26 protein-coding genes are annotated in these 26,473 nt (G+C 61.0%); 13 read left to right on the top strand and 13 right to left on the bottom strand.

The features are described from left to right. Positions 1 to 59: 59 nt before the first annotated feature. Positions 60 to 1,907 (top strand): glutamine--fructose-6-phosphate transaminase (isomerizing), encoded by a 1,848-nt coding sequence (gene glmS, locus NW848_RS12505; protein WP_414402340.1) that lies wholly within the window; start codon positions 60 to 62, stop codon positions 1,905 to 1,907. Here glmS and NW848_RS12500 read toward each other — a convergent pair. Together NW848_RS12500 and atpC are read right to left on the bottom strand one after the other, a co-directional pair. Next, entirely contained in the window at positions 1,868 to 2,374 is a 507-nt protein-coding gene (locus NW848_RS12500) for a heavy metal-responsive transcriptional regulator (RefSeq protein WP_206336901.1), read from the bottom strand. The two genes, glmS and NW848_RS12500, sit on opposite strands and share 40 nt — an antisense overlap. Before the next feature lie 82 nt (positions 2,375 to 2,456). Then, entirely contained in the window at positions 2,457 to 2,864 is a 408-nt protein-coding gene (gene atpC, locus NW848_RS12495; protein WP_011430385.1) for an ATP synthase F1 subunit epsilon, read from the bottom strand. A 257-nt stretch (positions 2,865 to 3,121) separates the two neighbouring features. On the opposite strand from atpC, the gene NW848_RS12490 reads away from it, so the two are divergent. Continuing rightward, a complete protein-coding gene (locus NW848_RS12490) occupies positions 3,122 to 3,760 on the top strand; it encodes a Crp/Fnr family transcriptional regulator (RefSeq protein WP_414402341.1) in 639 nt (212 codons plus the stop codon). Positions 3,761 to 3,765: 5 nt separating this feature from the next. On the opposite strand, the gene NW848_RS12485 is transcribed toward NW848_RS12490, so the two are convergent. The 3 genes from NW848_RS12485 to NW848_RS12475 form a co-directional block, all read right to left on the bottom strand. Then, positions 3,766 to 4,431 carry a Uma2 family endonuclease gene (locus NW848_RS12485; protein ID WP_414511173.1) on the bottom strand — a complete coding sequence of 222 codons (666 nt, stop codon included), beginning with the start codon at positions 4,429 to 4,431 and terminating at the stop codon, positions 3,766 to 3,768. Between the two features lie 23 nt (positions 4,432 to 4,454). Then, a complete protein-coding gene (locus NW848_RS12480) occupies positions 4,455 to 5,117 on the bottom strand; it encodes a Uma2 family endonuclease (RefSeq protein ID WP_414511172.1) in 663 nt (220 codons plus the stop codon). Positions 5,118 to 5,243: 126 nt separating this feature from the next. Further along, positions 5,244 to 6,068 carry a creatininase family protein gene (locus tag NW848_RS12475; protein ID WP_011430381.1) on the bottom strand — a complete coding sequence of 275 codons (825 nt, stop codon included), beginning with the start codon at positions 6,066 to 6,068 and terminating at the stop codon, positions 5,244 to 5,246. A 283-nt stretch (positions 6,069 to 6,351) separates the two neighbouring features. Here NW848_RS12475 and NW848_RS12470 point away from each other — a divergent pair, with 283 nt between their 5' ends. Continuing rightward, positions 6,352 to 6,636 carry a hypothetical protein gene (locus NW848_RS12470; RefSeq protein WP_240527364.1) on the top strand — a complete coding sequence of 95 codons (285 nt, stop codon included), beginning with the start codon at positions 6,352 to 6,354 and terminating at the stop codon, positions 6,634 to 6,636. On the opposite strand, the gene NW848_RS12465 is transcribed toward NW848_RS12470, so the two are convergent. Continuing rightward, positions 6,633 to 7,889 carry an aspartate aminotransferase family protein gene (locus tag NW848_RS12465; RefSeq protein ID WP_099812087.1) on the bottom strand — a complete coding sequence of 419 codons (1,257 nt, stop codon included), beginning with the start codon at positions 7,887 to 7,889 and terminating at the stop codon, positions 6,633 to 6,635. The genes NW848_RS12470 and NW848_RS12465 overlap by 4 nt on opposite strands. 90 nt (positions 7,890 to 7,979) lie before the next feature. On the opposite strand from NW848_RS12465, the gene cysC reads away from it, so the two are divergent. The 3 genes from cysC (at position 7,980) to lspA (ending at position 9,520) form a co-directional block, all read left to right on the top strand. Beyond that, entirely contained in the window at positions 7,980 to 8,510 is a 531-nt protein-coding gene (cysC, locus tag NW848_RS12460; protein ID WP_414402343.1) for an adenylyl-sulfate kinase, read from the top strand. 77 nt (positions 8,511 to 8,587) lie between these two features. Beyond that, entirely contained in the window at positions 8,588 to 8,812 is a 225-nt protein-coding gene (locus NW848_RS12455; protein ID WP_011430377.1) for a hypothetical protein, read from the top strand. 237 nt (positions 8,813 to 9,049) lie between these two features. Further along, on the top strand, positions 9,050 to 9,520 hold the full coding sequence (gene lspA, locus NW848_RS12450) for a signal peptidase II (RefSeq protein ID WP_011430376.1): 471 nt from the start codon (positions 9,050 to 9,052) through the stop codon (positions 9,518 to 9,520). A gap of 5 nt (positions 9,521 to 9,525) precedes the next feature. Here the strand turns inward: lspA and NW848_RS12445 are convergent, their stop codons facing one another. Further along, complete coding sequence (locus NW848_RS12445) at positions 9,526 to 10,401, bottom strand: carotenoid biosynthesis protein (RefSeq protein WP_414508504.1); 876 nt, start codon at positions 10,399 to 10,401, stop codon at positions 9,526 to 9,528. A gap of 337 nt (positions 10,402 to 10,738) precedes the next feature. Here NW848_RS12445 and NW848_RS12440 point away from each other — a divergent pair, with 337 nt between their 5' ends. Beyond that, complete coding sequence (locus NW848_RS12440; RefSeq protein WP_414508503.1) at positions 10,739 to 11,539, top strand: peptidoglycan DD-metalloendopeptidase family protein; 801 nt, start codon at positions 10,739 to 10,741, stop codon at positions 11,537 to 11,539. A 166-nt stretch (positions 11,540 to 11,705) separates the two neighbouring features. Here the strand turns inward: NW848_RS12440 and NW848_RS12435 are convergent, their stop codons facing one another. From NW848_RS12435 to NW848_RS12425, 3 genes are all read right to left on the bottom strand, one after another. Then, entirely contained in the window at positions 11,706 to 12,371 is a 666-nt protein-coding gene (locus tag NW848_RS12435) for a hypothetical protein (protein WP_011430373.1), read from the bottom strand. 72 nt (positions 12,372 to 12,443) lie between these two features. Beyond that, the gene (locus tag NW848_RS12430; RefSeq protein WP_414402346.1) at positions 12,444 to 13,532 is read right to left on the bottom strand and encodes a polysaccharide deacetylase family protein; all 1,089 of its coding nucleotides are present in this window, start codon (positions 13,530 to 13,532) and stop codon (positions 12,444 to 12,446) included. A 79-nt stretch (positions 13,533 to 13,611) separates the two neighbouring features. After that, positions 13,612 to 14,604 (bottom strand): NAD(P)/FAD-dependent oxidoreductase, encoded by a 993-nt coding sequence (locus NW848_RS12425; RefSeq protein WP_011430371.1) that lies wholly within the window; start codon positions 14,602 to 14,604, stop codon positions 13,612 to 13,614. A 204-nt stretch (positions 14,605 to 14,808) separates the two neighbouring features. Between NW848_RS12425 and NW848_RS12420 the strand changes: the two genes are divergently transcribed. The 3 genes from NW848_RS12420 (at position 14,809) to gyrB (ending at position 18,459) form a co-directional block, all read left to right on the top strand. Then, positions 14,809 to 15,777: an SPFH domain-containing protein gene (locus tag NW848_RS12420; RefSeq protein WP_414402347.1), complete on the top strand. Its 969-nt coding sequence runs from the start codon at positions 14,809 to 14,811 to the stop codon at positions 15,775 to 15,777. An 11-nt stretch (positions 15,778 to 15,788) separates the two neighbouring features. Continuing rightward, positions 15,789 to 16,349, top strand: coding sequence for a ribosome maturation factor RimM (gene rimM / locus NW848_RS12415; RefSeq protein ID WP_011430368.1), 561 nt, complete (start codon positions 15,789 to 15,791; stop codon positions 16,347 to 16,349). Between the two features lie 181 nt (positions 16,350 to 16,530). After that, complete coding sequence (gyrB, locus tag NW848_RS12410) at positions 16,531 to 18,459, top strand: DNA topoisomerase (ATP-hydrolyzing) subunit B (protein WP_414402348.1); 1,929 nt, start codon at positions 16,531 to 16,533, stop codon at positions 18,457 to 18,459. On the opposite strand, the gene NW848_RS12405 is transcribed toward gyrB, so the two are convergent. Both NW848_RS12405 and NW848_RS12400 read right to left on the bottom strand, forming a co-directional pair. Continuing rightward, positions 18,410 to 19,669 carry an ATP phosphoribosyltransferase regulatory subunit gene (locus NW848_RS12405; protein ID WP_414402349.1) on the bottom strand — a complete coding sequence of 420 codons (1,260 nt, stop codon included), beginning with the start codon at positions 19,667 to 19,669 and terminating at the stop codon, positions 18,410 to 18,412. The genes gyrB and NW848_RS12405 overlap by 50 nt on opposite strands. 53 nt (positions 19,670 to 19,722) lie before the next feature. Then, complete coding sequence (locus NW848_RS12400; RefSeq protein ID WP_099812090.1) at positions 19,723 to 20,799, bottom strand: isochorismatase; 1,077 nt, start codon at positions 20,797 to 20,799, stop codon at positions 19,723 to 19,725. A 152-nt stretch (positions 20,800 to 20,951) separates the two neighbouring features. Here NW848_RS12400 and NW848_RS12395 point away from each other — a divergent pair, with 152 nt between their 5' ends. The 3 genes from NW848_RS12395 (at position 20,952) to rpsD (ending at position 24,372) form a co-directional block, all read left to right on the top strand. After that, entirely contained in the window at positions 20,952 to 22,313 is a 1,362-nt protein-coding gene (locus tag NW848_RS12395; RefSeq protein ID WP_011430364.1) for a nicotinate phosphoribosyltransferase, read from the top strand. Between the two features lie 146 nt (positions 22,314 to 22,459). Then, positions 22,460 to 23,596, top strand: a complete 1,137-nt coding sequence (gmd, locus tag NW848_RS12390) for a GDP-mannose 4,6-dehydratase (protein WP_011430363.1) — start codon at positions 22,460 to 22,462, stop codon at positions 23,594 to 23,596. Positions 23,597 to 23,760: 164 nt separating this feature from the next. Next, positions 23,761 to 24,372, top strand: a complete 612-nt coding sequence (rpsD, locus tag NW848_RS12385) for a 30S ribosomal protein S4 (RefSeq protein WP_011430362.1) — start codon at positions 23,761 to 23,763, stop codon at positions 24,370 to 24,372. Between the two features lie 242 nt (positions 24,373 to 24,614). Here rpsD and NW848_RS12380 read toward each other — a convergent pair whose 3' ends face one another. Further along, positions 24,615 to 26,165 (bottom strand): TolC family protein, encoded by a 1,551-nt coding sequence (locus tag NW848_RS12380; protein ID WP_099812091.1) that lies wholly within the window; start codon positions 26,163 to 26,165, stop codon positions 24,615 to 24,617. Positions 26,166 to 26,473 lie beyond the last annotated feature (308 nt).

Genomic DNA, 26,473 nt, shown 5'->3' with positions numbered 1-26,473 from the left:
TGGGGTAGGCTTTGCGGGTATAGGACGCCGCGCCGTCGACCAGGGTTGAGGTGTGAGGAATGTGTGGCATTGTCGGCTATGTGGGCTTTCAGTGGGCTGCCCCCATTCTGGTGGAGGGCCTACGCACCTTGGAGTATCGCGGCTATGACTCCGCAGGCATTGCCACCGTGGATCCAGAAGAAGGCTTGAGGATCGTGCGGGCCACCGGCAAGCTGCACAACCTGGTGGTGAAACTCACTACAAACATGCCCACAGCCAGGGTGGGGATTGGGCATACCCGCTGGGCCACTCACGGCGGCATTAGCGAAGAAAATGCCCACCCCCACTGCGACGTCCAGGGGCGCGTCGTGGTTATTCAAAACGGCATTGTGGAGAACTACCTGGAGCTGAAGGAGCACCTGCTGCAGCGCGGGATCCCTTTTCGCTCCCAAACCGATACCGAGGTGATCGCCCACCTGCTGGGCCTGTACACGGAGGAGCTGGGCTGCTTTGAGGCAGCTTTTGCCAAAGTCATGGGACAACTGCGGGGAGGCAATGCCGTGGTGGCCTTGGATCGGGAGGCGCCGGATCGTCTGATTGCCGCCCGCCTGGGCAATGCCGGGGCTGTGGTGATTGGCGAAGGGGAAGGGGAAAATTTTGTGGCCTCGGATCTGCCCGCCATCGTCCGCCACACCCGCAGGGTGGTGTTTCTGGAAGATGGGGAGATGGCCATCCTCACCGACTCCAGCGTGCGCTACCTGCGCATTACCGGCGAAGAGCTGCGCAAGACTCCCATCACCGTAGCCTGGGATCCCGTCTCGGCGGCCAAGGGGGGCTACAAGCACTTCATGCAAAAGGAGATCTACGAGCAGCCGCGCACCATCACCGAGACGCTGCGGGGGCGGGTGGATCTGGAAGCAGGCCGGGTGAACTTGGAGGGGCTGGCCCTGGCAGAAGCGCAACTGGCCCAGGTGGAGCAGATCCACGCTGTGGCCTGCGGCACTGCCTGGCACGCCTGCCTGGTGCTCAAGTACTTCATTGAGAGCCTGGCCCGCACCCCGGTGCAGGTGGACTATGCTTCCGAGTTTCGCTACCGCCAGCCGGTGCTGCGTCCCCACAGCCTGCTTTTGGCTCTTACTCAATCCGGGGAGACGGTGGATACGCTGGCAGCCATGAGCGAGGCCCGCAGCCAAGGGATCCCCACCCTGGCCATCGTCAACGCCATCGGATCCCAGGCCACTCGTCTGGCGGATGCCGGGGTGATCTACATCCACGCCGGGCCGGAGATCGCCGTCGCCTCCACCAAGGTGTTTACCGGCATGCTGGTGGCAGGATACCTGCTGGCCCTGCAACTGGCCCAGGCCAAAGGGATCCTCAGCCCGGCCCAGATCCGATCCCACCTGCAAGCTTTAATCGAGCTGCCGGGCAAGATCAGCCTGTTGTTGAAAGACGCCGCCCTCTACGAGCAGTTGGCGGAGCAGTACCACCACGTCACCGACATGCTCTACCTGGGCCGCTGGGTCAACGCCCCCATAGCCCTGGAGGGGGCCTTAAAAATGAAAGAGGTCAGCTACATCCACGCCGAGGGCTACCCAGCAGGGGAGATGAAGCATGGCCCCATTGCCCTCATCGACGAGCGCATGCCGGTGGTGTGTATTGCCACCCGCGATCCCGTCTACGAAAAAATGCTCTCCAACATCGAGCAGGTGCGGGCGCGGGGCGGGCGAGTCATTGCCCTGATCAATCCGGAAGATACCCAGGTCCGGGAAAAAGCCGACCACGTCATCGAGGTGCCCAGCACCACACCTCTGCTGTCGGCGGTTTTGAACGTCATCCCCCTGCAGCTGTTTGCCTACGCCATGGCGCTGCGCCGCGGGGCCGATGTGGATCAGCCCCGCAACCTGGCCAAGTCGGTAACCGTCGAGTAGCGTCTGCCAACCTTGTCACCGCCGGCCTCTGGCTTTTGCAAAATCGGGCAGATCACGTCCTCCTGGGCCGTCGGTTCCGCTGGGATCCGCCAATCGGAAAGGAGGCTTTCAATTTGGCCTTTTAGAGTTTGCAATTCGGCCATGCGCTCTTCGATTTGCCACAGCTTCTCCTGCAGGTGTTGGCGGATTTCTGGGCAGGGCTGCTCCCCCCGGTCGTACAACTGCAGGATCTGGCGAATTTCCTCCAAGCTCAGGCCCAGGCTTTGGCAGCGGCGAATGAAAGCCAGCCGCCCCAGCACTGCCGGATGGAAGAGGCGATAGCTGGACTCCGACCGCTGCACCGTTGGCTTCAGCAGGCCCAGCGACTCGTAGTAGCGCACCGTGCGCACCGGCAACCCCGCCGCCGCCGCCACCTGGCTAATTCTCAAGCTGCCCAATGCGCCATCGGCAACTGCAGGACTGAACATAGCACCACCAGCTCCCCAAGAGCTTCAGCTTAACAAAGCCAGCCCCGCAGCCGGATCCCCTGCCAAGAAAAGCGGGGATCCCTCAGCTTTTGTGGCCCATCTCGGCGGCTTGGATCAAGGCCCTGGCCCGCTGTTGATCCAACTTGGCCTGCAGGCGCTCTTGCTTGTCGCTGCTGGTGTTCAAAACTTGGCTCGCTTTGTCCAAGAGGGCCTGAGCTGCGGCCTTATCCACTTTTTCTCCCCGCTCGGCGCGGTTGACCAGAACGGTTACCTCGTTATTTTCCACTTCCGCAAACCCGCCCATCACGGCAATGGCCGACCACTTGCCACCGGCCTTGACCCGCATCACGCCGTTGCCGATGGCCGTCAAGAGAGGGGCGTGGTTGGTGAGGATGCCCAACTGACCTGAGGTAGCCGGGAGGATCACTTCCTCGGCGGGGGCATCCCAAACCGTGCGGTCGGGGGTGATCACGCGAACCATCAGCGTCACAGCAGGTCTCCTGAAGGGTTGAGCTTGGCACTTCTATCCTACCGGATCGCGGTTGCTCTCGGTTCTGCCCCTCTGCGTGGCGAGACTTAACCTGGGCATAACCTCTCCTTTACTTCCGTCGAAGAGGCAAGCGGTAAGGTGTTGTCGGGAACACTTGTCCTCTACCCCAACTCAGCCGCGAAGCCAACCCCATGCTGTTATTGGTAGGGGAAAGCCCAACGACCAGTGTGCCCAGTTTGCCCTAGCGGAGCTAGCCTATGCCTGAAACGATGCCCGGCCATTTTGCTGCCGGCCTGCCTACACGGGAGCGGCAATTGCTAGAAGACCTCTACCGAGGCCGCAGTTTATCTCCCTACAGTCCCGGCCAGGTCATCCCTTTGTTTCCCGAGGAGTGGGTGATCGTCTGTCGGGGTGTGGTGCAATTGACTACCCTCTATCCCAATGGCGGCGAGGCGCTGTTGGGATTTGCTGGCCCCTCCATGCCCCTGGGATCCCCGCTGACAATGTTGGATCCCTACCAAGCCAAGGCGTTGACGGCGGTTGACGTGTTGCGGCTGCCGGCAGCCGAGGTGGAAGCCTCAGCAACCCTGAGCCAGGGGCTGCTCAAGCAGTTGGTGCGGCGGTTGCGCCAAACCGAAGCGCTGCTGGCCTTGGCCGGGCGGCGGCGGGTGGAGGATCGGCTGCGCCAGTTGCTCTGCCTATTGGCGGTGGAGTTGGGATCCCCAATGGCGACGGGGGTGCGCCTGCAGGTGCGCCTCACCCACCAAGACTTGGCCAATGCCATCGGCACTACCCGCGTCACCATCACCCGTCTTTTGAACCGTTTCCGCCAGCAGGGCTGGATCGCGGTGGACAAAAACCGCCATCTCATCATCAAGCTGGCCCAAACGCCCTGACGGCTTTAAGCCTGGCGTTGGAGCTGTTGGAGGAGCCAGTTGGCGGCAGCAGTGTTGGTCTGGCTGGCCAGGCGTTCCAGAGCCTGTTCAAGCAGGGCTATCGGCAAGCCTGCCAGCACCTGTGACTGGGCAATGGCCCGATAGCGCCTGTCCTTGGCCAGGGCAAAGGCAAAAACACGCCGCCCCTTGACATCGATGACCCAGTACTCGCGAATGCCCAGACTGGCATAAAGCTGCTTTTGCTCGTCCAGGTCAAGAGCCAGGGTGGTGTCGGCAATTTCGCCCACCAGGTCGGGAGGTCTTTGGAAACGCAAATCAATCCGCCGCGGCTCGCCGGCTTGGTATTTGGGGATGTTCTCCCCTTTGTAGAGCACTAGGTCAGGGGCGCAGGCGTGGGTTTCTGGGTACTCAATCAGACAGCGACCATAGGACTGCAGCGGCACATCCGGGTGCAAAAAGGCCCAGGCGAAAAAAATGGCCGTCATCAAATCGCTGACGGAGGCGTGCTCTGGCCCTTCTTTGCCCATGTTGACCCACAACCAACCCCGATGAAAGGAGAGTTTTTGCCACTCCAGGTCAGGATGGCTGCGAATGGCCACATAGTCCTGCCAAGTGGCGTCGTGCCGCTCGAGGATGGGGGAAGTCGAGGTCTTGAGAGAGATTACAGTCATAGTCCATCCTGAAGCTGGGAATCTTAAGCCTGGCGTTGGAGCTGTTGGAGGAGCCAGTTGGCGGCAGCAGTGTTGGTCTGGCTGGCCAGGCGTTCCAGAGCCTGTTCAAGCAGGGCTATCGGCAAGCCTGCCAGCACCTGTGACTGGGCAATGGCCCGATAGCGCCTGTCCTTGGCCAGGGCAAAGGCAAAAACACGCCGCCCCTTGACATCGATGACCCAGTACTCGCGAATGCCCAGACTGGCATAAAGCTGCTTTTGCTCGTCCAGGTCAAGAGCCAGGGTGGTGTCGGCAATTTCGCCCACCAGGTCGGGAGGTCTTTGGAAACGCAAATCAATCCGCCGCGGCTCGCCGGCTTGGTATTTGGGGATGTTCTCCCCTTTGTAGAGCACTAGGTCAGGGGCGCAGGCGTGGGTTTCTGGGTACTCAATCAGACAGCGACCATAGGACTGCAGCGGCACATCCGGGTGCAAAAAGGCCCAGGCGAAAAAAATGGCCGTCATCAAATCGCTGACGGAGGCGTGCTCTGGCCCTTCTTTGCCCATGTTGACCCACAACCAACCCCGATGAAAGGAGAGTTTTTGCCACTCCAGGTCAGGATGGCTGCGAATGGCCACATAGTCCTGCCAAGTGGCGTCGTGCCGCTCAAGGACAGGGGGGGTGGCTGGCTTTGAGGCAAGAACCATCGCTCTTCCCTCAGGGGGTTTCCCTCAAGCCTATCATCAGCCCTCGAGAAGTCGCTCCTCCCGCTCCAGAGAAGCAGGCTAGGGCCGGCCAGAAGCCTCAAAAGGTCAGGAAACCTGCCGGGATCCCTAGACCGACAGCGGGGCTTTGCGCCAGGCCTGGGGCTGTTGGAACTTGTGCAGATCTCGGATCAGCCGCACCCAGCCGTCGGCCATCGACTCGACCAGGAGCTTGCCTTTTTCGGGCGTGGCGGCGGTGGCATCCCCCAGGACGCCGCTCCGGCTGAGGTCGCGGGTTGTCCAGGCAAACGAGATCCGCCCTTCCAGGCTGAGCAAGCTATCTTGCGGCAGATCCGAGGGGTACTCGCAGACCAAGCGGTCGGTGCGCACCGTCTCGGGCAACAGGTACATCAACATGCTGGTCTCGCCGTCTCCGGCGTGAATGCCCAATTCCTGCTCTTTTGCGGTCATCAGCTCCTGGCCTTGGTGGGGAACGCGCCAGACGGACACCGGGAAGAGCAGGAAATCTTCGTACTTCTGGTGCAGGTCGCGGGCCACAATCTGCAGCACCTCGGGCTGGCCGCCGTGGGAGTTGAGGAACACCAGCTTGCGAAACCCAGCCCGGTAAATGCTTTCGGCCACTTCGGTCAACACCGCCATCAGGGTTTGCGCCGAGAGGGTGATGGTGCCGGGGAAATGCCAGTGCTCGTTGGCCTTGCCGTAGCACTGGGTGGGCAGGACATAGGCCGGGATCTCCGGCTCTAGTTTTTCCATGGCCCGCCCGATGATTGCCGTGCCGATGCAGGCATCTACCACCAGGGGCAAATGGGGACCGTGCTGCTCGATTGAGGCCACCGGCTGGATGATGACTACGTTCTCTTTGTCGGGCATGGCCTGGATCTCCGTCCAGGTCAGGTAGGGAAAGAAACGGTGGGGCGGGATAAAGGTGTGCATCATGGCGGGATCCGGTTTCCAGGAATTTGGAGGAGCCTTGCCTGCAAGACTAGCACCATGGGCAATCTGGGATCCCCTCGCAGAACCTGAGAAGGCATCCCTTAAGATCAGGTGTAGTTGGTCTCAACTTTCCTAAGCGGAAGCCAGCCGTTCCATGACCCTGTGGCCCTGTCTGCCCGCTCAATGTGGCTCTGGTGAGGATCTCCCCATTAGGGGACGTCCTCTGCCTGCTGGGAGGACGGAAGTAGGGAGTGTCCTCACCTCACCCCGCCCCATCCTAGCCTTGCCGGGGTCGCAGGCCACCCTCTACGTGGAGCTGATTCAGGTTTCTCTTCACAATCTTGAGGCGGGATCCCCAGCTCTGCTTTGGGTGCGACCCCTGTTGCTCAAGCAGGGATCCCAAGTTTGGAACCTGCGATCCACCTCGGATTTGCTCTGGCCGGCTGCCGGCTTTGTCCCGGCCTACGCCGAGGAGGTGCTGCCGCTGCTGGAGCAGGCCGGGGATCCCCTGCCCCAGGAGGCCCGCCAGCGGCTGCAAGCCTTTTTGCAGCAGGTCTGCCAGGGCTAGGACTCCGTCCCGCTATTGCCAAGGGCCAAGCTCTGCAGAGCCGATTCCAGCCGCGCCAGCGCCTCGTCAATTTCCGCAGGCGTGACGATCAAGGGGGGCACCAAGCGCACCACCTGGGATCCCGCCGGCACCAGCAACAGCCCTCGCTCCAGGGCCGCCCTGACCACCTCAGCCGCCGGGATCCGCATCACCAGGCCCTGGATCAGGCCCCAGCCGCGCACCTCCTGCACAAGCTGCGGGAACTGCTTGGCCAAGCGAGATAGACCCTGGCGCAGATGGGCTCCTGTCTGCTGGGCATTCCAAACCAGGCTCTCGACCATCAGGGTGTGGCAGACCGCCAGGCCAACCGCACAGGCCAGGGGGTTGCCGCCGAAGGTGCTGGCGTGATCCCCCGGCTGGAACACGGCGCAAAAGTCTTTGGCCAGGAGGGCGCCAATTGGGATCCCGCCCGCCAGGCCCTTGGCCAGGGTAAACACATCCGGCTCTATCCCCAGGTTGCAGTAGCCCCAGAGCCTGCCGGTGCGGCCCAGCCCCACCTGTACCTCGTCCAACATCAGCAAGATGCCCCGCTCGCTACAGACCCGGCGCAGCCACTGAAAGTAGGCGGGATCCCCGGGCACAACCCCTCCTTCTCCCTGCAGCGGCTCCAGCAGCACGGCACACACCCGCTCGCCCCAACGCTCCAGCACTGCCGCCGTACCCTCGATATCGTTGTAGGGAACGTAGTCGAAGCCGGGCACCAGCGGGGCAAAGTCTTTTTGGTATTTCGGCTGGCCGGTAGCGGTGAGGGCAGCCAGGGTGCGTCCATGAAAGCTAGCCTGGGCGGTGAGGATCACCGGATCTTGGATCCCGCGCACCGTATGGGCATATTTGCGGGCCAGCTTGATGGCGCCTTCGTTGGCCTCTGCCCCTGAGTTGCAGAAAAAAACCTTATCGGCACAGGAGTGCTGGGTCAGCCATTGGGCCAGTTGCGCCTGGGGCCGGTTGTAGTAGAGGTTGGAAACATGGTGCAACTGTTGCGCTTGCTGAGTCAGCGCCTGGATCCAAGCGGGGTGGGCATGGCCCAGCGTGCAGGTGGCAATGCCAGCCACAAAATCCAGGTACTCGCGCCCTTCTTCGTCCCAAACCCGGCAGCCTTCCCCCCGCACCAGGGTCAAAGGATAGCGAGCGTAGGTGGACATCACATGCCGGTCGAACAGCTCGGCGGTTGTCCCGGAGCCCAAGTCGACAAGAGAAGCGCTTAGCGGCGGCATGGCAGAGGGAGAATGGACAATGTCTCGAGTGTATCACTCTGGGCGGGGGATGATATTCTGGCAAAGCCCAAGGAGAAGGGATCTACACCCATGAGGCGGCGGGGGGTAACGGTCTGGTTTACGGGGCTCAGCGGCGCGGGCAAAACCACCCTGAGCTGCGGTGTCGCCCAGCAGTTACAGGCTTTGGGGTTGCCGGTGGAAGTGCTCGATGGAGACCTGGTGCGGCAACACCTCAGCAAGGAACTGGGCTTCAGCAGGGCGGATCGGGATGAGAACGTTCGTCGCATCGGCTTTGTGGCAGAGATGCTGACCCGCCACGGGGTGATCGTGCTGGTGTCGGCCATCTCCCCCTATCGCGCCACCCGGCAGGAGGTGCGGCAGCAGATCGGCAACTTCATCGAAGTCTTTGTGGACGCCCCCCTGGAAGTTTGTGAACAGCGCGATGTGAAAGGCCTCTACCGCAAAGCGCGGGCAGGCCTCATCCGGCACTTCACCGGCATCGACGACCCCTACGAGCCGCCAGAATATCCAGAGGTGGTCTGCAAAACCGCCGAGCAAAGCATCTCTGAATGTATCGACTTGGTGATGCAAAGCCTGAGAAGCCACGGCTATCTCCAATAGGGCGCTGGGCCTGGCGGGTTTGGGATCCTTGTGGGAAGATGTGAACAAGCATTTCGTTTCTGAGAATCAAGGTAGCTATGGCAGTGACTCGTGCCGGACGAACCTTTGTGATGCGGGGCAGCAGCGAAGGGAACCCTGCCAAGTTTCTGGAAATGGCCAGCTCTCTGATCAACACCCGCACCCGCCAAGGTAGCGGCAAAAAGGTTCAAGATCGCTCCTCCTACGGCAAGGCGGGCAATCCGCAAGAGTTTATACAGATGGCCAGCGAGTTGCGCCGATCCCTGGAGCAGCGGGGGCGGTAGCTGCTCTTTTCCTCTCCTCTAGACTGTAGGATCCCCGTCCGGCTCAGCTAGCCGGACGCTTTTCTTTGTTTTGCCCTCCAGGCAGACAATTGCTGGCCTGAGGCTCCCTGGCTTTCTATTCCACCCTCCCCAACCTTGCTCCTGCGGTTTGCCGCTCACAAAAGAAGAGAGGATGTCAGGATGGGAAAAGTGCTCCTCTGAGCGCTCTTGCCGGTGGACGTAGTGAGGTGAAAAAGCATGAAAAACACGGGCTTTTGGCTGGCCGGGATCCTGGGGTTGCTCCTGGATCAGGCGAGCAAGCGCTGGGCGGTGGAGCGGCTGCTGCCGGGGCCGGAAATCGAGCTGTGGCCAGGGGTGTTTCACCTTACCTATGTGGAAAATACCGGCGCCGCTTGGAGCCTATTTGCCGATTCGGCAGAGTTCCTCAAGTGGGTCTCGCTGGGGGTAGCGGTGGCGCTGGCGCTGCTGGCGATTCGCGGCAGCAGCCTGGGCCGTTGGGAACAGGTGGGCTACGGCTTGGTCTGGGCAGGAGCGATGGGGAACGGCATCGACCGCTTTCTCAACGGCTATGTGGTGGATTTTTTCAACTTCGTCTGGATTGGCTTCCCCGTCTTTAACGTGGCGGACGTGGCCATCAACGTGGGGGTGGCCTGCTTGTTGGTTGGCCTGTGGCAGGGCAGCCCGAAAAAAACGGCGCCGAGACCCTAGGCGACCTACTTCGCCCCCGCCCACTGGCGATCCCCAGCTTCTTGCGCGGCCAACTCAGGCTGCGAGGGAGCCTCAGGATCCGGCGGAGCGCTCCACCACAACCCCACAGCTGGCCCCAATCCCAGCAAGAGCCCCAGCCCTGCTGGCGCGACAATGCCGGATCCTACGCTCATCAGCAGGGCAAAGGCAAAATTGGCTACATAGAGCAGCAGCGGCCCCAGCAACTGGCGGCGGTTCAAGACCGGCTGATCTTTCCCCCAAAGGAGGTTGGCCGCGGTCATAAAGGCAGCTCCGGTGAGCATCCAACCGCCGAAGTTTTGCAGCGGCATGCCGAAAAAGGGCCCCGGCTGGAACCACGTCCAAAAGGGGATCAGGCCGCGGGTCATGGCCGGATCCAGCACGAAGTCCCAGGCGGTGAGCAGCAGCGCCCCCAACAGGATGGCCTCGCAGTGGATCAGCCAATGGCGCCCCGCTTGCAACGCCACCCGCCCCAACAGGTAGGACGACAGCCCCACGTAAAACCAAGACAAAGGGATCGTGAAGGGAACCAGTCCGGCGATCTTGTAGCCCAGCCCGCTCAGGTAGCCGTAGTCGCCAAAAGGGATCCCGGTGCTGGTGCCCAGCAGCTCGCTGGCCAAGGAAATGCCCACCGCCGGGATCAAAAACATCAACAGGCGCCGCACCCCCAACAGCCGGGATCCCATCAAAGCCGCCGCCAGCGCTCCAGACACCATGTAGGCCACGCCGCCATTGCCCATGCTCCAAGAGAAGGCCTGCAGACCAATGGGGGGTAAACTGGCCACCCACTCGGGATGCGGTACTACCCACAGTAGGCCCACCAGCCCGAAGAGCAAGGAGAGAATGTGCAAGCCCAGCGCCAAAGCCTCCAACCGCTGCCAGATTGACCCAAACCCAAGGAGAACACCTCGCCTATCAGAAAACCGGAAAGGCAGGCTAACAAGGACACCAGAGGATAACGAGGAGAACAGCCAACGCATGAGAAGCTCCCGTAGGGTGGTTGATCAGAGCCGCCTCGCTACCCCACCGCTTGAGCAGCGGCTGAGGAGAAAAGCGGATGGCCAAAGCAAACTGCCTGGCCTGACCAGGGTAGGCCTGCTGATATTTTGCTGCCTATTGTATCAATTCGTAAACATCCTGCCTGGTTTTCCGCAGAGCTCCTCTTGGTCAGAGGGATCCCTGAGGGGAGTGTACGCTCAGTTGAGGCGGGCTGTGGAGCGCCGGGACTGGGCTCAGGCCTTGCGCCTGGTGGATCTTCTGCTGCAGCGGTCCCCAGATCCCGCCCAGCGTCAGGATCTGGAGCACTATCGGTTGGCGCTGGAGAGCCATCGCTCTTCTAATGGGGATCCGCCGCCGCCCCAGTGGCCGTTTTTGCACAAGCCCTTTGTCGGGGAATTTCCCGTCACCAACCTCTTCGACCACGACTTGCCCTTGGGGGAGGAGGATGGCAACGGACGGTTTGTCAGTGGGCAAGGCCAAGTCTGGATCCCTGGCCCGCTGCACCCCTGCGGCAAAAGCGATGGCCATGCCGGCTATGACTGGGCCATGCCGGTGGGCACCCCCATCCTGGCCGCCGCCCCAGGACGGGTTACCGTAGCGCGTCCGGAGCCAGCGTTTTTCTGCCCTGCCTTGGGTCGCCCGGTCAGGGGGTTGCGGGTGCGCATTCTGCACGAGCCAGCTGGCTTGGAAACCCTCTACGCCCACCTCAGCCAAATCCAGGTGCAGGAGGGACAGAGGGTAGCCGCCGGGGAGGTGATCGGCCTGTCGGGCGACAGCGGCTGTGCCAGCGGGCCCCATCTCCACTTTGAGGTGCGCCGCTTTGACCAAACCAATTCCGGCCAGCCCGCCCCTGTCGATCCCTACGGCTGGTTTGGGGCTGACCTGGATCCCTGGAGCCTGCATCCCCTGGGAGCCGAAAGCCTGTTTCTCTGGCAGGTGGGCCAAGCGCCCAGCCTAGGCGCCTGCTGGCAGGCTCAACAGCTCTCTGGCCCTCCTCAATAGACTAGAGACATTTCCCGCAGCCCCGACCCCTCTCCCAGTGGGAGTCTCCCCTCACCCCCGACCCCTCTCCCAGTGGGAGAGGGGAGTTGCAAGGGACTGCTTTGTGGCAATTTGGAACGAATCCCAGCGGTCTATTGTCTCGTCGCCAATCGGAAGACTTGGGATGTTACAGATCGCGGCGGACAAAGCCATCTCCCTCCCACTGGTAGAGGGTGGCGCGCGAGTCGCGGTTGGATCCCGGCACGCTGGAGATGACCAGGAGCCCTTGGGAGCTGACCCGCAAGCTGGCATTGCTTAAATCGGTTACGCTCAGCAGCGGCACAAACCCCTCCGGCTGGTGTTCCAAGATCAAGACAGACCGCAGCAGGCTGATTCCCCCTCGCTCGGTGAGCAGTACCAGCTTGGGCTGGGCGCTGGAGGTAATGTCGGTGCGCAGGTGCGCCTCCACCAGCCGTCCGGGGATCGGCTCAGCCGCATGGAGCAGGCGAAAATCGTATCCTCCCTGATGGGCGAAGCTGAGAACGCGCACCACCGGCTCCACTGTCGGCTGCCGCTGGATTTCAAACACGGCCACCACATCCTGCCGATCGGAAGCGGTGAGGCTGGCCGCAAACAGGCGCAGGTTTTGGCCGCGATTGCCGCGGATGAACTCCCACCAGATGGATTGACGAAAGAGGGCAACTACTCCCTCGCGCGCGGTGCCTCCCTCAGAAACAGCCGGCAACAGCGGAAGCAGCGGCTGGGGGTGGGCAGAGTTAACAGCAAGGGGTAGCGCCAGAGCCAAGGCTGCTCCCCAACTTATCCGACCCCAGAAATCCAAGGGCTTTCGCATACTTCCCCACTCCTCGACCCTAAGATTTTAAGAGATTGCCCGGTTTTGCTTAAGAGACAGTTGGCAGTTCCCTCAAGCAGAATCTCTAGAAGTGGGCCAGGGCAAAAAGCGATAGCCCGCCTCTTCAACGGCAGCAACGATCTCCGGCAAAGCTTCTGCAGTATGGGGCCAGCGGTCGTGCAGCAGCAAAACCAGGGGTTGTTCAGAGGCTTTCATCACCGACAACTGGGATCGAACCCGCTGCAAAAGCTGGTCTACTGTTTGGCCGGCATAGGCATCCTCAGGACTAAGGTTCCAGTAGAGAACCTGATACCCTGCCTGTTCCAAAGCGCGACGCAAAGCAGAGTCTAAGCGAAAACCGCCCGGTGGGCGAACCACCAGTTGGGGATCCAAGCCCAACGTCTTGAGCAGTTGGGTTGTCTGATCCACCTCGGCATAGAATATCTCGTCGCTGCTATAGAGGCGTCGATAGTCGTGAGTAAACGTGTGGTTGGCTATAGTGTGGTCGTGGGTTTGAATGGCTTTGGCCAACTCTGGAAAGCGAGAAACGTGATTGCCGATGAGAAAGAAGGTGGCCGGAATCTGTAGCTGATCCAAAACCTCTAAAAGGCGAGGGGTGGACTGCGGCCAAGGTCCATCGTCAATGGTGAGAAAGGCAGAGCGAGGTGGCACTTCCAACAAAGGCCCGAGCGCCTCTTCCAAAGGCAGTTGCAAAGGCCGGCTATTTTCCAGCGGATCGAGCAAAGTGGGATCCGCTGTCCAGCCATGCTGCAAAAAGACCTCTACCTGGGCAGGTGCAGGGGTGATCAGCAGGCGCCCAGTCTGTTCGTCTCGGTTGCCCCAGCTCAGCCGGTAGGGCAGCTCCCTAGGAACCTCAACAGCGGTCGAGGGCGTAATCACCGCATAGGGAATATCGATCAAGTAATGCCCATTTACCCGCTCTTGGTAAACCCAGGCAGCAGAAGGAGCCGATAGGTAAACCAGCAGGTCTTGGGGAGGGCTGCCGAGCACAACCCGAACGCTCTCGATCGGGAGAACAGGATCGTATTCTGAGGTTAGAGTCAGCTTTAGATCAAAAAAAGACTGGGCCTCCACCGCGCAGTACTGCAGCCCCACCAATAGGAAAACCAAAAAAAAGATCGCCGCTTTCAGAGAACGCATGGGAGTTTCTCGGGGCTTCGCAACAATCATAGGGCAAAGGGCCATCCCAGCTCCCTCAAGAGGGCGGAATGAGCCCAAACTAAGAGCGCAGGCGCTCTTCCCATTGACGAGCAGGGGAGGCTCGGCGGATGTCCCGCCAAATGGCTGTGGCCGCCAGCGCTCCGTCAGCAACCGCAATCGCCACCTGATTGAGGCCTTGCTTCAAATCTCCTACCGCGAACAGCCGCGGATGGGTGGTGCGGCACCACTCGTCGGTCACGAGGTTTTCGCCCTGCCACTGCAAGTTGGGGATCCCTTTCAAATAGTCGTTGTGGTACTTGGCTCCCATGGCCACCAGGCCGGTAGTTGCCTCGATGTAGGTGCCATCCGCGAGCTCTACACCGCGCATCTGGTGGTTCTCGCCCAGAAAGCGGCGGATGGGAGATTCGTAAAGGGGATAGCCGTGCTCGGCCAGTTTTTGGCGCATTTCAGGGCCGACCGAGCAGAGGCCGTGAGTCAACACCGAGATATAAGGCGTAAACCAGTTGAGGACAAAGGCAGTGTTGATTTGAGCCTCTGAGCCGACGATTAAAACTGCCTTTTGATCCCGCATTTCGTAGCCATCGCAAATCATACAGACATGCAATGAATAGCCGGCATAGTCGTAAACATTTTGCATGTCCGGCAATTGCGGCAGATGATCGATGATGCCTGTTGCCGCGATCAAATACTTGCTGCGAAAAACGGGGTAGAGGCTGTTGACTTTTCCCACCTTGACCTTGACGGCAAAAAGGTCTCCCTCATCCTTCACATTTTCCACATAGCCCCATAGATAGTCCACCCCCAAGCTGAGGGCGTGCTCCCTTCCCTGTCGCAACAGCTCTCGTCCTGGCGTGTTTGGCGGCAGGCCCAGATAATTGCGCAGATCCTGCATCCAAAAAGATCGGCCTTTGCCTTTTTCCACCACCAGACAACTCAAGCCATAGCGAGCCAGATAGATTGCCGCCGACAGCCCCCCTGCGCCGCCACCGGCGACAATGACGTCGTAGGTTTTGTTCAAGCCAACTTCTAGGTTCTTGCTGTTTAGTTTCATAGACAGACTCCCTTTAGGTGCTTTTCAGTCTTTCCGGTTGCCCCCACCGGTCAATGAGGTATGGGTCAAGACATCAAACCTTAAAATTTTAGGAAAAAGCCAGAAAGAGTCTCCGCCTTCAGGGGCCTCGAGGTCAAGGCCGACAAGCCCAGAGAACAATCGTCTAAGATAAGAGGCAAAGCTCCCACTCAGGAGAGACGTCTTATGCCAGGCATCTTAGCGGCAATCGCCCTGATCTTCCTCGGTTACCTGTTTAACTCCGTCAAGATCATCAGCCAGGGCTATGAGGCGCTGGTAGAACGTCTGGGCCGGTTTCACCGCAAGCTAACACCCGGGCTGCACGTCATTTTTCCTCCCATCGACAGGATTGTGTTCCAGGAAACCATTCGCGAGAAGGTGTTGGACGTGCCGCCGCAGCAGTGCATCACCAGCGACAACGTTTCTTTGATGGCGGATGCGGTGGTCTATTGGCGCATTACGGATATGATCAAGGCTCGCTATGCAGTAGAGGATGTACAGCGGGCTTTGGTGAACTTGGTGCTGACGGCCCTGCGGGCCGAAATTGGCCGCATGGATCTAGATCAGACCTTCTCCTCCCGCGCCGAGATCAACGCCCGCCTTTTGACAGAACTGGACGAGGCCACCGATCCCTGGGGGATCAAGATCACCCGCGTGGAAGTTCGAGAGATTCAGCCCTCCAAAACCGTGCAGGACTCGATGGAAAAGCAGATGGCTGCCGAGCGGGAGAAGCGAGCGGCCATTCTCAAATCCGAGGGGGAGCAGCAGGCCAGCATCAACCAAGCGGCGGGGGCTGCCAAGGCGCAGTTGTTGCGAGCAGAAGCTGAGAAGCGCGAGCGGCTGCTCCTAGCCGAGGGCACGGCTGAGGCCATCAAAACCATTGCCGCCACTTTGCAGGAAAACCCAGAGGCAGCCAACGCGCTGCAATACTTGATGGCGCAAAACTACATCGATATGGGTCTCAAGGTGGGCAGTAGCCCCAGCTCGAAGGTGATCTTTATGGATCCCAATTCCATCCCCGCTACCCTGCAAGGGTTGCTCTCTATGGTGGATGTGGCCAAGGGAGAACAGGGATCCCGCGCTTCCGGGGCTTCCCAAAAGTTGGGCAGCTCCACAGCTTTCCCGACCGAGGTGAACTTTCCTCAGCTCGACTAGCAGCGACAGCTATGGTAGCTTCAAGGGATACCGCTTGGCTGCTGGTGGGGCAGGTGGTGGCTGCTCATGGACTGCGGGGCTGGCTGCGGGTTAAGTGCTGGTCGGATTTTCCGGAGCGCCTTACCGAGCCAGGGCCGCGCTGGCTGCAGCGGGATAGCGATCCGGAGCCTCTGTTGCATCCTTTGATCGAGGGGCAGTTTTTTCCCGCCAAGGGCCTATACCTGGTGCGGCTGGAAGGAATTCCCGATCGGACGGCGGCAGAGGCTTGGGTGGGAGCTAAGGTGTTGGTGCCGGCTTCCCAGCGCCTGCCCCTCGAGCCGGAGGAGTACCACTACTCCGATCTCATCGGCCTGGCCGTTTACCATCAAGGGCGGCTGCTGGGGCATGTCTCGGCCATCTGGGCCGCTGGCCAAGATGTGCTGGAGATCGCCACCCCCGACAAGCGGCAGGTGTTGATCCCCTTTGTGAAGGCTCTGGTGCCGGTTGTGGATTTGGAAAAAGGTGAGCTGCAGGTGCAGCCGCCACCGGGATTGGTGGAGAGCTTTCTCGGCCAGGATCGGGCAAGAAACTGATCTCCATCCCTGCATCCCCTGCCAAAGTTTGCCCTCAGAAGCGGCTGTGTGGCCGTTTTAGCCTTTTGTGCTATTATGGGGGCAGGTTTTTGGCATTTGGATTATCTCTGGCTTCTGGCGTCAATTTCTCTGGGTTTAGGTCGGCGGGGGCCGGGATCTCTCTTCGGGATTGGAGTTACGAATGACGGAGAACTACGGTGCAGAGCAGATCCAAGTTTTGGAAGGCTTGGAGGCTGTGCGCAGGCGGCCTGGCATGTACATTGGCTCCACTGGGCCGAAGGGATTGCACCACCTGGTGTACGAGGTGGTGGACAACTCCGTCGATGAAGCTCTGGCTGGCTACTGCAACGAAATTGAGGTTACTCTCCACCCCGATGGCTCGGTATCGGTGCTGGACAATGGCCGCGGCATCCCGGTAGACATCCACCCCAAGACCGGGCAGTCGGCGCTGGTGACGGTCATGACTGTGTTGCACGCTGGCGGCAAATTCGGCGGCGGCGGCTACAAGGTCTCCGGGGGGCTGCACGGCGTTGGGGTATCGGTGGTGAATGCCCTCTCCGAGTGGTTGGAGGCCAGAGTCTGGCGGGAGGGCAAGGTTTACTTCCAGCGCTTCGAGCGAGGGGCGGTGGTGGGATCCCTTCAGTCCGAGCCGCAGCCTGCCGGTGCCCAGCGGCGGGGCACGGAGGTGCGCTTTAAGCCGGATGAGCTCATCTTCCCGGAGCGGGAGTTTGACTACAGCCTGTTGGCGGCCCGCTTGCGCGAGCTGGCCTACCTCAATGCCGGCTTGAAAATCATCTTCAGCGATCTGCGGCGGGATCCGCCTCACCGCGAAGTCTATCAATTTGCCGGCGGCATTAAGGAATATGTGGCCTTCATCAACCACGAAAAAACCCCCATCCACCCCGATATTATCTATGTGCGCGGGGAGCGGGATGGCGTCGAGGTAGAAGCGGCATTGCAGTGGTGCGCGGATGTCTACACCGATACCTTGATTGGCTTTGCCAACAACATCCGCACCACTGAGGGGGGCACCCACTTGGAGGGATTGAAGACCGCCCTTACCCTCACCATCAACAGCCAAGCCCGCAAGCTCAACAAACTCAAGGACTCCGACAGCAACCTGGCGGGAGAAAATGTGCGGGAGGGGCTGACCGCCATCCTTGCAGTCAAGGTGCCCAACCCTGAGTTTGAGGGGCAGACCAAAACCAAGCTGGGCAACACCGAGGTGCGGGGCATTGTCCAGACCCTTGTCTCGGAAGCCCTTACAGAATACCTAGAGTTCAACCCCAACGTGGCCAGGGGGATCGTCGAGAAGGCCATCCAGTCCTTCAACGCGGCCGAGGCGGCCCGTCGGGCCCGGGAGCTGGTGCGCCGTAAGTCTGCCCTGGAATCTTCCACCCTGCCGGGGAAACTGGCCGACTGCAGTTGCCGGGATCCGGCGGAGTCGGAGGTGTACTTGGTGGAGGGCGACTCGGCAGGGGGCAGCGCCAAGCAGGGACGGGATCGCCAGTTTCAGGCGGTGCTGCCTTTGCGGGGCAAGATCCTCAACATCGAGAAGGCGGATCCCGCCAAGATCTACAAAAACGCCGAGATTCAGGCCATGATCACAGCGCTGGGCCTGGGGGTCAAGGGCGAGGAGTTCGATCCCAGCCAACTGCGCTACCACCGCATCATCCTCATGACCGACGCCGACGTGGACGGCAGCCACATCCGCACCCTGCTGCTCACCTTCTTTTACCGCTATCAGAAGGCGCTCTTGGAGCAGGGCTACGTCTACATTGCCTGTCCGCCCCTCTACAAGATTGAGTGGGGCCGCAACAATGTGCGCTACTGCTACAACGAGGCGGAAAAGGAGCAAGTTCTGCGCAGCCTGCCGGCCAACGCCAAGTACACCATCCAGCGCTTCAAGGGCTTGGGGGAAATGATGCCGGAGCAGCTTTGGGAAACCACCATGAACCCGGCAACGCGCGTCCTCAAGCAGATCACCATCGAAGACGCAGCCGAAGCCGATCGCATTTTCACCATCCTGATGGGGGATGCCGTCGGGCCGCGTCGGGAGTTCATCGAGGCCCACAGTGCCCAGTTGGATCTGGCGGCTCTGGATATTTGACGGGGGAGATGTGGTAGCTGCCATCGGCCTGCACCCAGGCAATCTCCGGGATCCGGCAGCGGCGGGCGTAGGCCTCGATTTCTTCGGGGGAGCGGTCCAGCAATTCCAGCTCCACCGCCTCTGACTCGCGCCAGCGGGCGGCCAAGGCCAGCGCCGCCGGGATCCCTGCCGGCACCAGTGGCACCACCAACCGCTTGCACCCCGTTGCCTCGTCCTGGGGAGTGGGGGGCAAAAGCCGCAGCAGGGTATCCGGCAGGAGGGTAAAGCCGATCCCTGGCTGCTCCAGTTGCTGTGGGCTATAGAGGGCATAGAGCCGGTCGTAGCGCCCGCCTAAGGCGATGATTTCTCCCCCCACCACTGCTTGGAAGACAATGCCGGTGTAGTAGGCCAAGGTTTGCAGCAAGCTCAGATCCAACACCACCCGCACTTGCTGGGCTTCCAGAATCTGGCACAACTGCCGCAGATCTCGCAGCCGCTCCGACGGCACCGGAAGCTGGGCAAGCTGGGGTAGAACCTGGTCAGGCTGGCCGCGCAGCCCCAGAATCTGCAAGCCAATTTGGCGGGCTGCTTCTGGCAAAGGGGCGGACTCCAGGTAGACGTAGTCAAGCTGGGCTATGGCGCGGCGCACTGCCGCCTGGGCCTTGGGAGCAACAGGGTTGAGCAGGCTCTCGGTCAAGCCCACATCTCCCAAAAGTAACGTCCAGTTGCTGAGGCCGACAGCGCGCACGCAATCGGCCAAAAGCAGCAAGATCTCAGCGTCGGCTAGCCATCCGCCCGCGCCGATGAGCTCCACCCCTGACTGGAAAAACTCCTGGCTGCTGTAGGAGCCCTCCTCCCGCCGGCTATTGCGGAACACGTTGCCGTGGTAGTAAAGCCGCAGCGGCAGGGGCCCGCTGGCCAGACGCGTGGCTGCTGCCCGCACGATGGAAGCGGTGAATTCCGGGCGCAACCCCAGCATTGTCCCTTCCCCGTCCCGCAACTGCAGCACTGCCTCGGCGCGGATGGATCCCCCAGCCAGTAGCGTCTCTAGCCGTTCCAGGGTGGGCGTGATGATACGTTGGTAGCCGTAACGGCGAAAAACCTGGGTTAGCTGCGCCTCTAGCCTTTCCCGCCGCTGGACTTCCCGCGGCAAAAAGTCGCGGGCGCCAGTGGGAGGGCGCAGGGAACTGGTTTCCCAAAGCAAATCTGCACCGCCAGGACGATCGTCCACAGGCAAACTCCCACAGCCTGTCCTGCCGCATCCTAGCACTGGGGTAGAGGAGATCAAGTCTTCCGCCACGGAAAGCCAGGCCACGTCCAGAGGGGATCGGTGGAGCGCACCCGGTGCATCCCCGCGGCGGCAAAGCGGGCAAAGGCCGCCTCCGCCTGCTCGCTAAAATCGACTACGCCGGGGATCACCACCGGCGAGGTGCAATCTTCCAGAAGGTAAATCTTCTTGGCCAGGGCGGGATCCCTGGACTGGATCTCCTGCAGCAGGTCGCTTACCGTCCAGGCGACGCAGTGGCTTTTGGCTTGGCCAGCCACGATCAGGGCATCGAATTCCAGTAGGTGGCCGATAAGGGATTCATTTTTCTCGTCGATGGGATCCCCTTCCGGGCCGGTCAAGACTTCCGGGCTGAGGGCGGAGTAGTTTTCCGTCAGGGGGTTGGCCCCCTTGAGCTGCAAGCTGGGCTGGCTGCAGCGGGCAATGGTGTGGAAGAAGATCGCCTCCTCCACCGCCGGCACCAGGGCATGGCCAATCCCACCTAGCATGGAATGGTAGGGCCAGACAATGAGAGGATATTTCCCCCCTTTCTCCAATTGCTCGGCATAGTGGAGGGCGTAGACCTGCAGCCGCGTCAGATCCCCTTGGGTGAGGTTGGCGGCCACCGCGGGGTTGACCCGCCAGCGCCCGGAGCGGATCTCGGCGGCAGAAATGGCTGTAGCTGGCTCGGGATGGGATCCCTGGGCGTCCACCCAGAAGATGGGGTGGAAGATCTGCATGGCGGTGTGGGTGTCCAGGGTAGCCACGATCTGGGTGATGTGGGCGAGGTGGCGGTAGATAAATTGACACAGACGCCGGTTATCCTCCACCGCCCCCAGGCCGCTAGAACCACCCACAAACAGCTCAAAGCCAGGAATGCAGAAGGTATTTTGCACATCGATGAGCAACAAGCCTACCCGCACCTGGTCGGATTCTGCCGATGGGATGCGGTGCTCTTGGGCCCACTGCTCCGCCTCTAGGGCCCGCTGTTGGTAGGGCACCCGCCAAATCTCCCCCACCCGCTCGGGATCAAAATGAACAGGCAAGGGAAGTGTCGGCGGAGCTTGAGTCGTTACTCCCTGGACAGTGGTGTTCATGGCTTTTTAGAGTGCAGTCAAGCTCTTATCGCTGGGGCCACCTCGCCGGGATCCCTGGCAGGCCAAACCTGTTACCATAGTAGCTCCAACTTTGGCAAGGACTTCTTTGCCCGCTCCCCTAGCTTTTCAGCGGCTTGTCCCTTGAGGTTTCCATGGTGAATTCAGACTTCTCCTCCCTGCAGCCCCAGGACTACGGCCTGTTGACGGATCTCTACCAGTTCACAATGGCTGCCTGCTATGTGGGGGAGGGGCTGGAGAATCAGCCGGCGGCCTTTGAGCTGTTTGTGCGGCGCTTGCCTAGCGACTATGGCTACCTCATCGCCATGGGGCTGGCCCAAGCGGTGGAATACCTGCAGCAGTTGCACTTTCCGCCGCAAGCCTTGCAGGCGCTGCGGGAGACGGGCATTTTTGCCGAGGCACCGCAACGCTTCTGGGAGCTGCTGGCTAGCTGCCGCTTCGAGGGGGATGTGTGGGCAGTGCCGGAAGGAACGGCCGTTTTCGCCAACGAGCCGCTGCTGCGGGTAGAGGCTCCTCTGTGGCAGGCGCAACTGGTGGAAACCTACTTGCTGACCACCTTCAACTACCAAACCCTGATTGCCACCAAGGCGGCCCGCATGCGGGATGCTGCCGGGGATGAGGCCATTTTGTTGGAGTTCGGCACGCGGCGAGCCTTTAGCCCCCAGGCGGGCCTGTGGGCAGCGCGGGCAGCGCTGGCGGCGGGGTTCAACGCCACCTCCAACGTCTTGGCAGCTCTCAAGCTGGGGCGCAAGCCGGCAGGCACGATGGCCCATTCTCTGGTGATGGCCATTGCCGCCCTCTCCGGCGATGAGACCCGCGCTTTTCAAGCCTTCCGGCGCTACTTTCCCCAGGCGGTTCTGCTCATCGATACCTACGATCCCATCCAGGGAGCGCGCACAGCGGCCCAGCTCTTTGCAGCCACCCATCCGGATCAACTGGGATCCCAAGGCGAGATCGGCGGCGTGCGCATCGACTCCGGGGACCTGGAGGCCCTCTCCCACCAGGTCAAGGCCATCCTGCCCCAGGGGGCGCCGGTCTTTGTCAGCGGCGATTTGGACGAGTACGAGATCGAACGGCTGCACCGCTCCCAAGCCCCTATCAGCGGCTATGGAGTGGGGACGCGGCTGGTGACCGGCGAGGGCGTGAACGGAGTGTACAAATTGGTGGAGATTAACGGGATCCCAGTGGCCAAGGCCTCCTTTGCCAAAGCCACCCTGCCGGGGCGCAAGCAGATCTTCCGCGGTCCCACAGGGGACTTGCTCGGCCAGGCCGACGAGAGCCCGCCCCCTGGCTACCAGCCGCTGCTGCGCCCGATCCTGCGCAAGGGTGTGCTGTTGGAGCCCCTGCCGGATCTGGAGGCGATTGCCCGCACCAGCCGTGCCTCGGTCCTGCGCCTGCCCCAGGCAGTGCGGCAACTGCGCCAGCCGGCTCCCTGGCCTATGGCCCTGACCCCTGCCCTGCAGCAGGTTAAGGATCGTCACCTGGGCTCTTCCTAAGCAAGCAGAACCCCAGAGAAGGGGTTCCCGCTGCTCTATAATATTCTGGCTTTGGGGTTTCAGCTTTGCGAGTTTGTGCTTGGCAAGGCGCTGAAGTCCCCGCTCTGGCTGAAGTCTTACAAGTGCTTGTTTTCGCCTCCAGCTCTATGACCCAACGTGCCTTAATTACCGGCATCACCGGCCAGGATGGCTCTTACCTGGCCGAGCTGCTGTTGCAAAAAAACTATGAAGTCCACGGCATTGTCCGCCGCGCCAGCACCTTCAATACCGACCGCATCGACCACATCTATGTGGATGCCCACGATCCCAACGCCCGGCTGTTTCTCCACTATGGGGATCTCACCGATGGCACCACCCTGCGCAAGATCCTGGAACAGGTGCAGCCGACGGAGGTGTATAACCTGGGGGCCCAATCCCACGTGCGGGTCAGCTTTGAGGCGCCAGAATACACCGTCGATGCGGTGGCTATGGGCACCCTACGCCTCCTGGAGGCCATCCGCGACTACCAGCAGCGCACGGGGATCCGGGTGAAGTTTTACCAGGCGGGATCCTCGGAGATGTTCGGCCTGGTGCAGGAGATCCCGCAAAAGGAGACCACCCCCTTCTACCCCCGCAGCCCCTACGCCTGCGCCAAGGTGTACGCCTACTGGCAAACAGTCAACTACCGCGAAGCCTACAACCTCTTTGCCTGCAACGGCATTTTGTTCAACCACGAGAGCCCACGGCGAGGAGAAACCTTTGTTACCCGCAAGATCACCCGCGCCGTCAGCCGCATCGTGGCCGGCAAGCAGGACAAGCTCTACCTGGGCAACCTGGATGCCAAGCGGGACTGGGGCTACGCCAAGGACTACGTCGAGGGGATGTGGATGATGCTGCAACAACCCCAGCCGGACGACTACGTGCTGGCTACTGGCGAAACCCACAGCGTGCGGGAGTTTGCCGAACGCGCTTTTGCTTTGGTGGGCATGCCCATTACCTGGCGGGGATCCGGACTGGAAGAACAGGGACTCTACAAAGATCGCGTGCTGATCGAGATCGATCCCCGCTACTACCGCCCCACGGAGGTGGATCTGCTCTTGGGGGACGCCTCCAAGGCCAAGCGGGTACTGGGGTGGCAGCCCAAGGTGACCTTTGCCCAACTGGTGGAGCTGATGGTGCTGGCGGATCTGGAGGCCATCGGCTTGGATCCGGATCCCATCCTGGGGGAGCGGCGCACCCTCAACGGCCTGCTGAGCGAGGATCGCGCCTTCATCCGCACCCAACTGGGGGTTCGCTACGACTAATGGCACCGCTCCCCAAAGTCAGCTAAAAAACGGCTCTCACCCCTTGCTTAAAGGCCGGGCTAAGACCTTAATATAGGAGATCGCCAATTCTTTTGGCGCACGGCCAATGTTTTCGCCTGTGCTCTTCTGCTGAGTATCTTTGCCGATTTCGGAGAAACGCCCGCATGTCCCGCTACACAGGTCCCCGCCTCAAGATCATTCGTCGCTTCGGGGGACTTGATCTGCCCGGTTTGACGCGCAAGCGCCCCAAAAATACCAATCCACCTGGTATGCACGGGGCCGAGCGCAAGAAAAAATCCGAGTATGCCATCCGCCTAGAAGAGAAGCAGAAGGTGCGCCTCAACTACGGGGTGAGCGAGCGCCAGATGCTCCGCTACATGCGCAAGGCGCGGCGCTCCAAGGGATCCACCGGGCTAGCCTTGCTGCAGATGCTGGAGATGCGGCTGGATTGCATCGTCTTTCGCCTCGGCATGGCTCCAACCATTCCGGCGGCTCGGCAGTTGGTAAGCCACGGCCACATCGAAGTCAACGGCCGCAAAGTCACCATCCCCAGCTATGGCTGCAAAGTTGGGGATGTGATCACGGTAAGGAACAAGGAGTCTTCTCGCAAATTGGTGGCCGCCTACGCTGAGTATCCGGGGCTGTTCCTGCCCGATTACCTGGAATTTGACAAAGAGAAGCTGCGCGGGCGTATCAAAGAACTGCCTCCCCGAGAGCAGATCTGCGCACCAGTGAACGAGCTGCTGGTTGTCGAGTTCTATTCCCGTAAACTCTAGGCCTCTCTTTTGCCGTCATTGCGGATCGTGAGGAAACCTCAGGGGCTAAGCCCAGAGGGGGCGATTTTTCTCAGTTCGTCGCGTTTCTTCTGCTGGCGCCAGCGGTACTTGGCACCATGGCTATTTCGAAACGTTTCTCCACATCCTTATTACTACGCAACGCTGTCGCGAACGAGCTGCCCTAGCTCCCCTCTCCCAGAGGGAGAGGGGTTGGGGGTGAGGGAGAAAGAACCGAGCAGAGATCAAAGCCTGCCGACGGCCCGCTGCAGTTGTACCAGGGCGCGGTTGTAGGCGATTACAGCATTGGAGAGGTTGCCACGGACGGTGGTGAGGGCAGTTTCGGCGTTGATCACCTCTGTTTGCGTGCCCACCCCGGCCTGAAGGCGCAGCCGCGCCAGGCGCAGGCTCTCCTCTGCCGAGGCAATCGCTACCTTGGCTGAGTCGATCTGTTCGCGGCTGGAGCTGAGCGTGAGGAAAGCCTCTTCCACACTGCGCCGGATTTCGTTACGGCTGCCGATGAAATTGTTCACGGCCACCTGCCCGTCGATCTCGGCTTGGCGAGCCTGGGCGGCCGCCTTACCCCCGTCCAGCCAAGTCAAACTGAAATTGGCGCCGACCGAGTAGCCGATATCGAAGCTGTCGCGGCTGGCCTTGAAATCGTTAACCGCATCGAGGGTGGCGAACAAACCAATCTGGGGACCGTTGCTGGCTTGCGCCAGGCGCACACGAGCTTGGGCTTGTTCCAACTCTCGGCGTTGGCGCTCCAGCTCTTGCCTTTGGGCAAAAGCGGCAACAATAGTCTCTTCTAGGCTCAGGTCCCACTCTCCCACAGGCTCGATGGGATCCCTGGCCAGCACATCAGTGGGACTGGGAAAGTTCAGCAGCTCGGCCAGGCGGCGGCGGCTCAGTTGTTGGGTGTTTTGGGCCACCAGTAGGGTTTGTCGATTGTTGGCCAATTCGGTCTCCGCCTGGAGAATCTCGAAGCGGGTACCCACCCCAGCCCGCTCTCGGGCTTGGGCATCCCGCAGGGTGGCTTCAGAACTTGCAACGGCAGCCTGGCTGATGGCCACTCGGGCATCGGCGCTCTGCAGATCGTAGTAGGCGTTGGCCACAGCTTGTTTCACTGTCTGCAGGGTTTGCTCCAGTTGCAGTTGGGCGACGCGCAGAGCTTCTTGGGCCAGTCTTAGGTTTTGTTCTCTGATCCCGTTGTCGAAAGCGGTGTAGTCCACCCGCACCACGCTAGCTGAGAGAGTGTGAACTTCGCGGCTTGGCCTGCCACCAGGCGAGGGAGGTTCGCTGTATTGGTAACTGGCTCGAGTGGAGAGGGTGGGGGCAAAAGCTGCCTGCGCCAGGGCAACCCCAGCCTCAGCCCGTTCTACAGCCAGCCTTGCCTGCTGCACCGCTGGGTTTTGGGCAACAGCAATCTCCAGGGCTTCTTGTAAGGACAAGCCCTCCGTCCGCTCGATGCGCACCTCCAAAGGGGATTGAGGCACCACCAGTTCTTCGGCCCTAGCAGCCCCCTGCGAGACCGGGGCAGGAGTGGCAGGGCGGGCCTCGGGCGGGATCGACAGGGTGGGAGGCAGGTTGGGGGTGCGGATGGCTCGGCTATCTGGGAGAACCAAGGCGGCAGGATCAGGCGCTTTCGTTTCTTGGGCAAAGGCAGGCACAGCCCAGAGCAGGCTGAACAGGAGGCCGCAGGGGGCAAACCGGCTAAGGGACGACCGGGATCCCGCCGAGCTTGGCTGTCGTTGAGGACGTCGAAGCTGGCCCCTGGCTAGATGCTGCATCGCCATCGCGTTATCACTCTCAACATCACCTCTAGCAGTATCGCAAAGGAAGGGACGAAGATAAGACGGTTTTCCACAGGCTTGATTGCCGCTCTGTTTGGGCCGGTGGCAGGAAGCCGAACCTTCAGACAGCCCGCAGGAAAATCTTCTGCGCCATCAGGGCCCCTCTTTACCAGCCCCAACAGGTCTCGAGACACAAAAGGATAGCTTGGTAGCCCCGCACTTGAGTGCGCGCCGGAAAAGCCCGCTAGCGACTTTGGTCGCTTACCCATGATGGGGGTCGTTGATATAGTTTCATAGCTCAAACAACCTCT

This window comes from Synechococcus sp. RC10A2, assembly GCF_047502605.1.
Note: the sequence above shows the minus strand (reverse complement) of the source record. Positions and strands in the feature narration are given on the sequence as shown.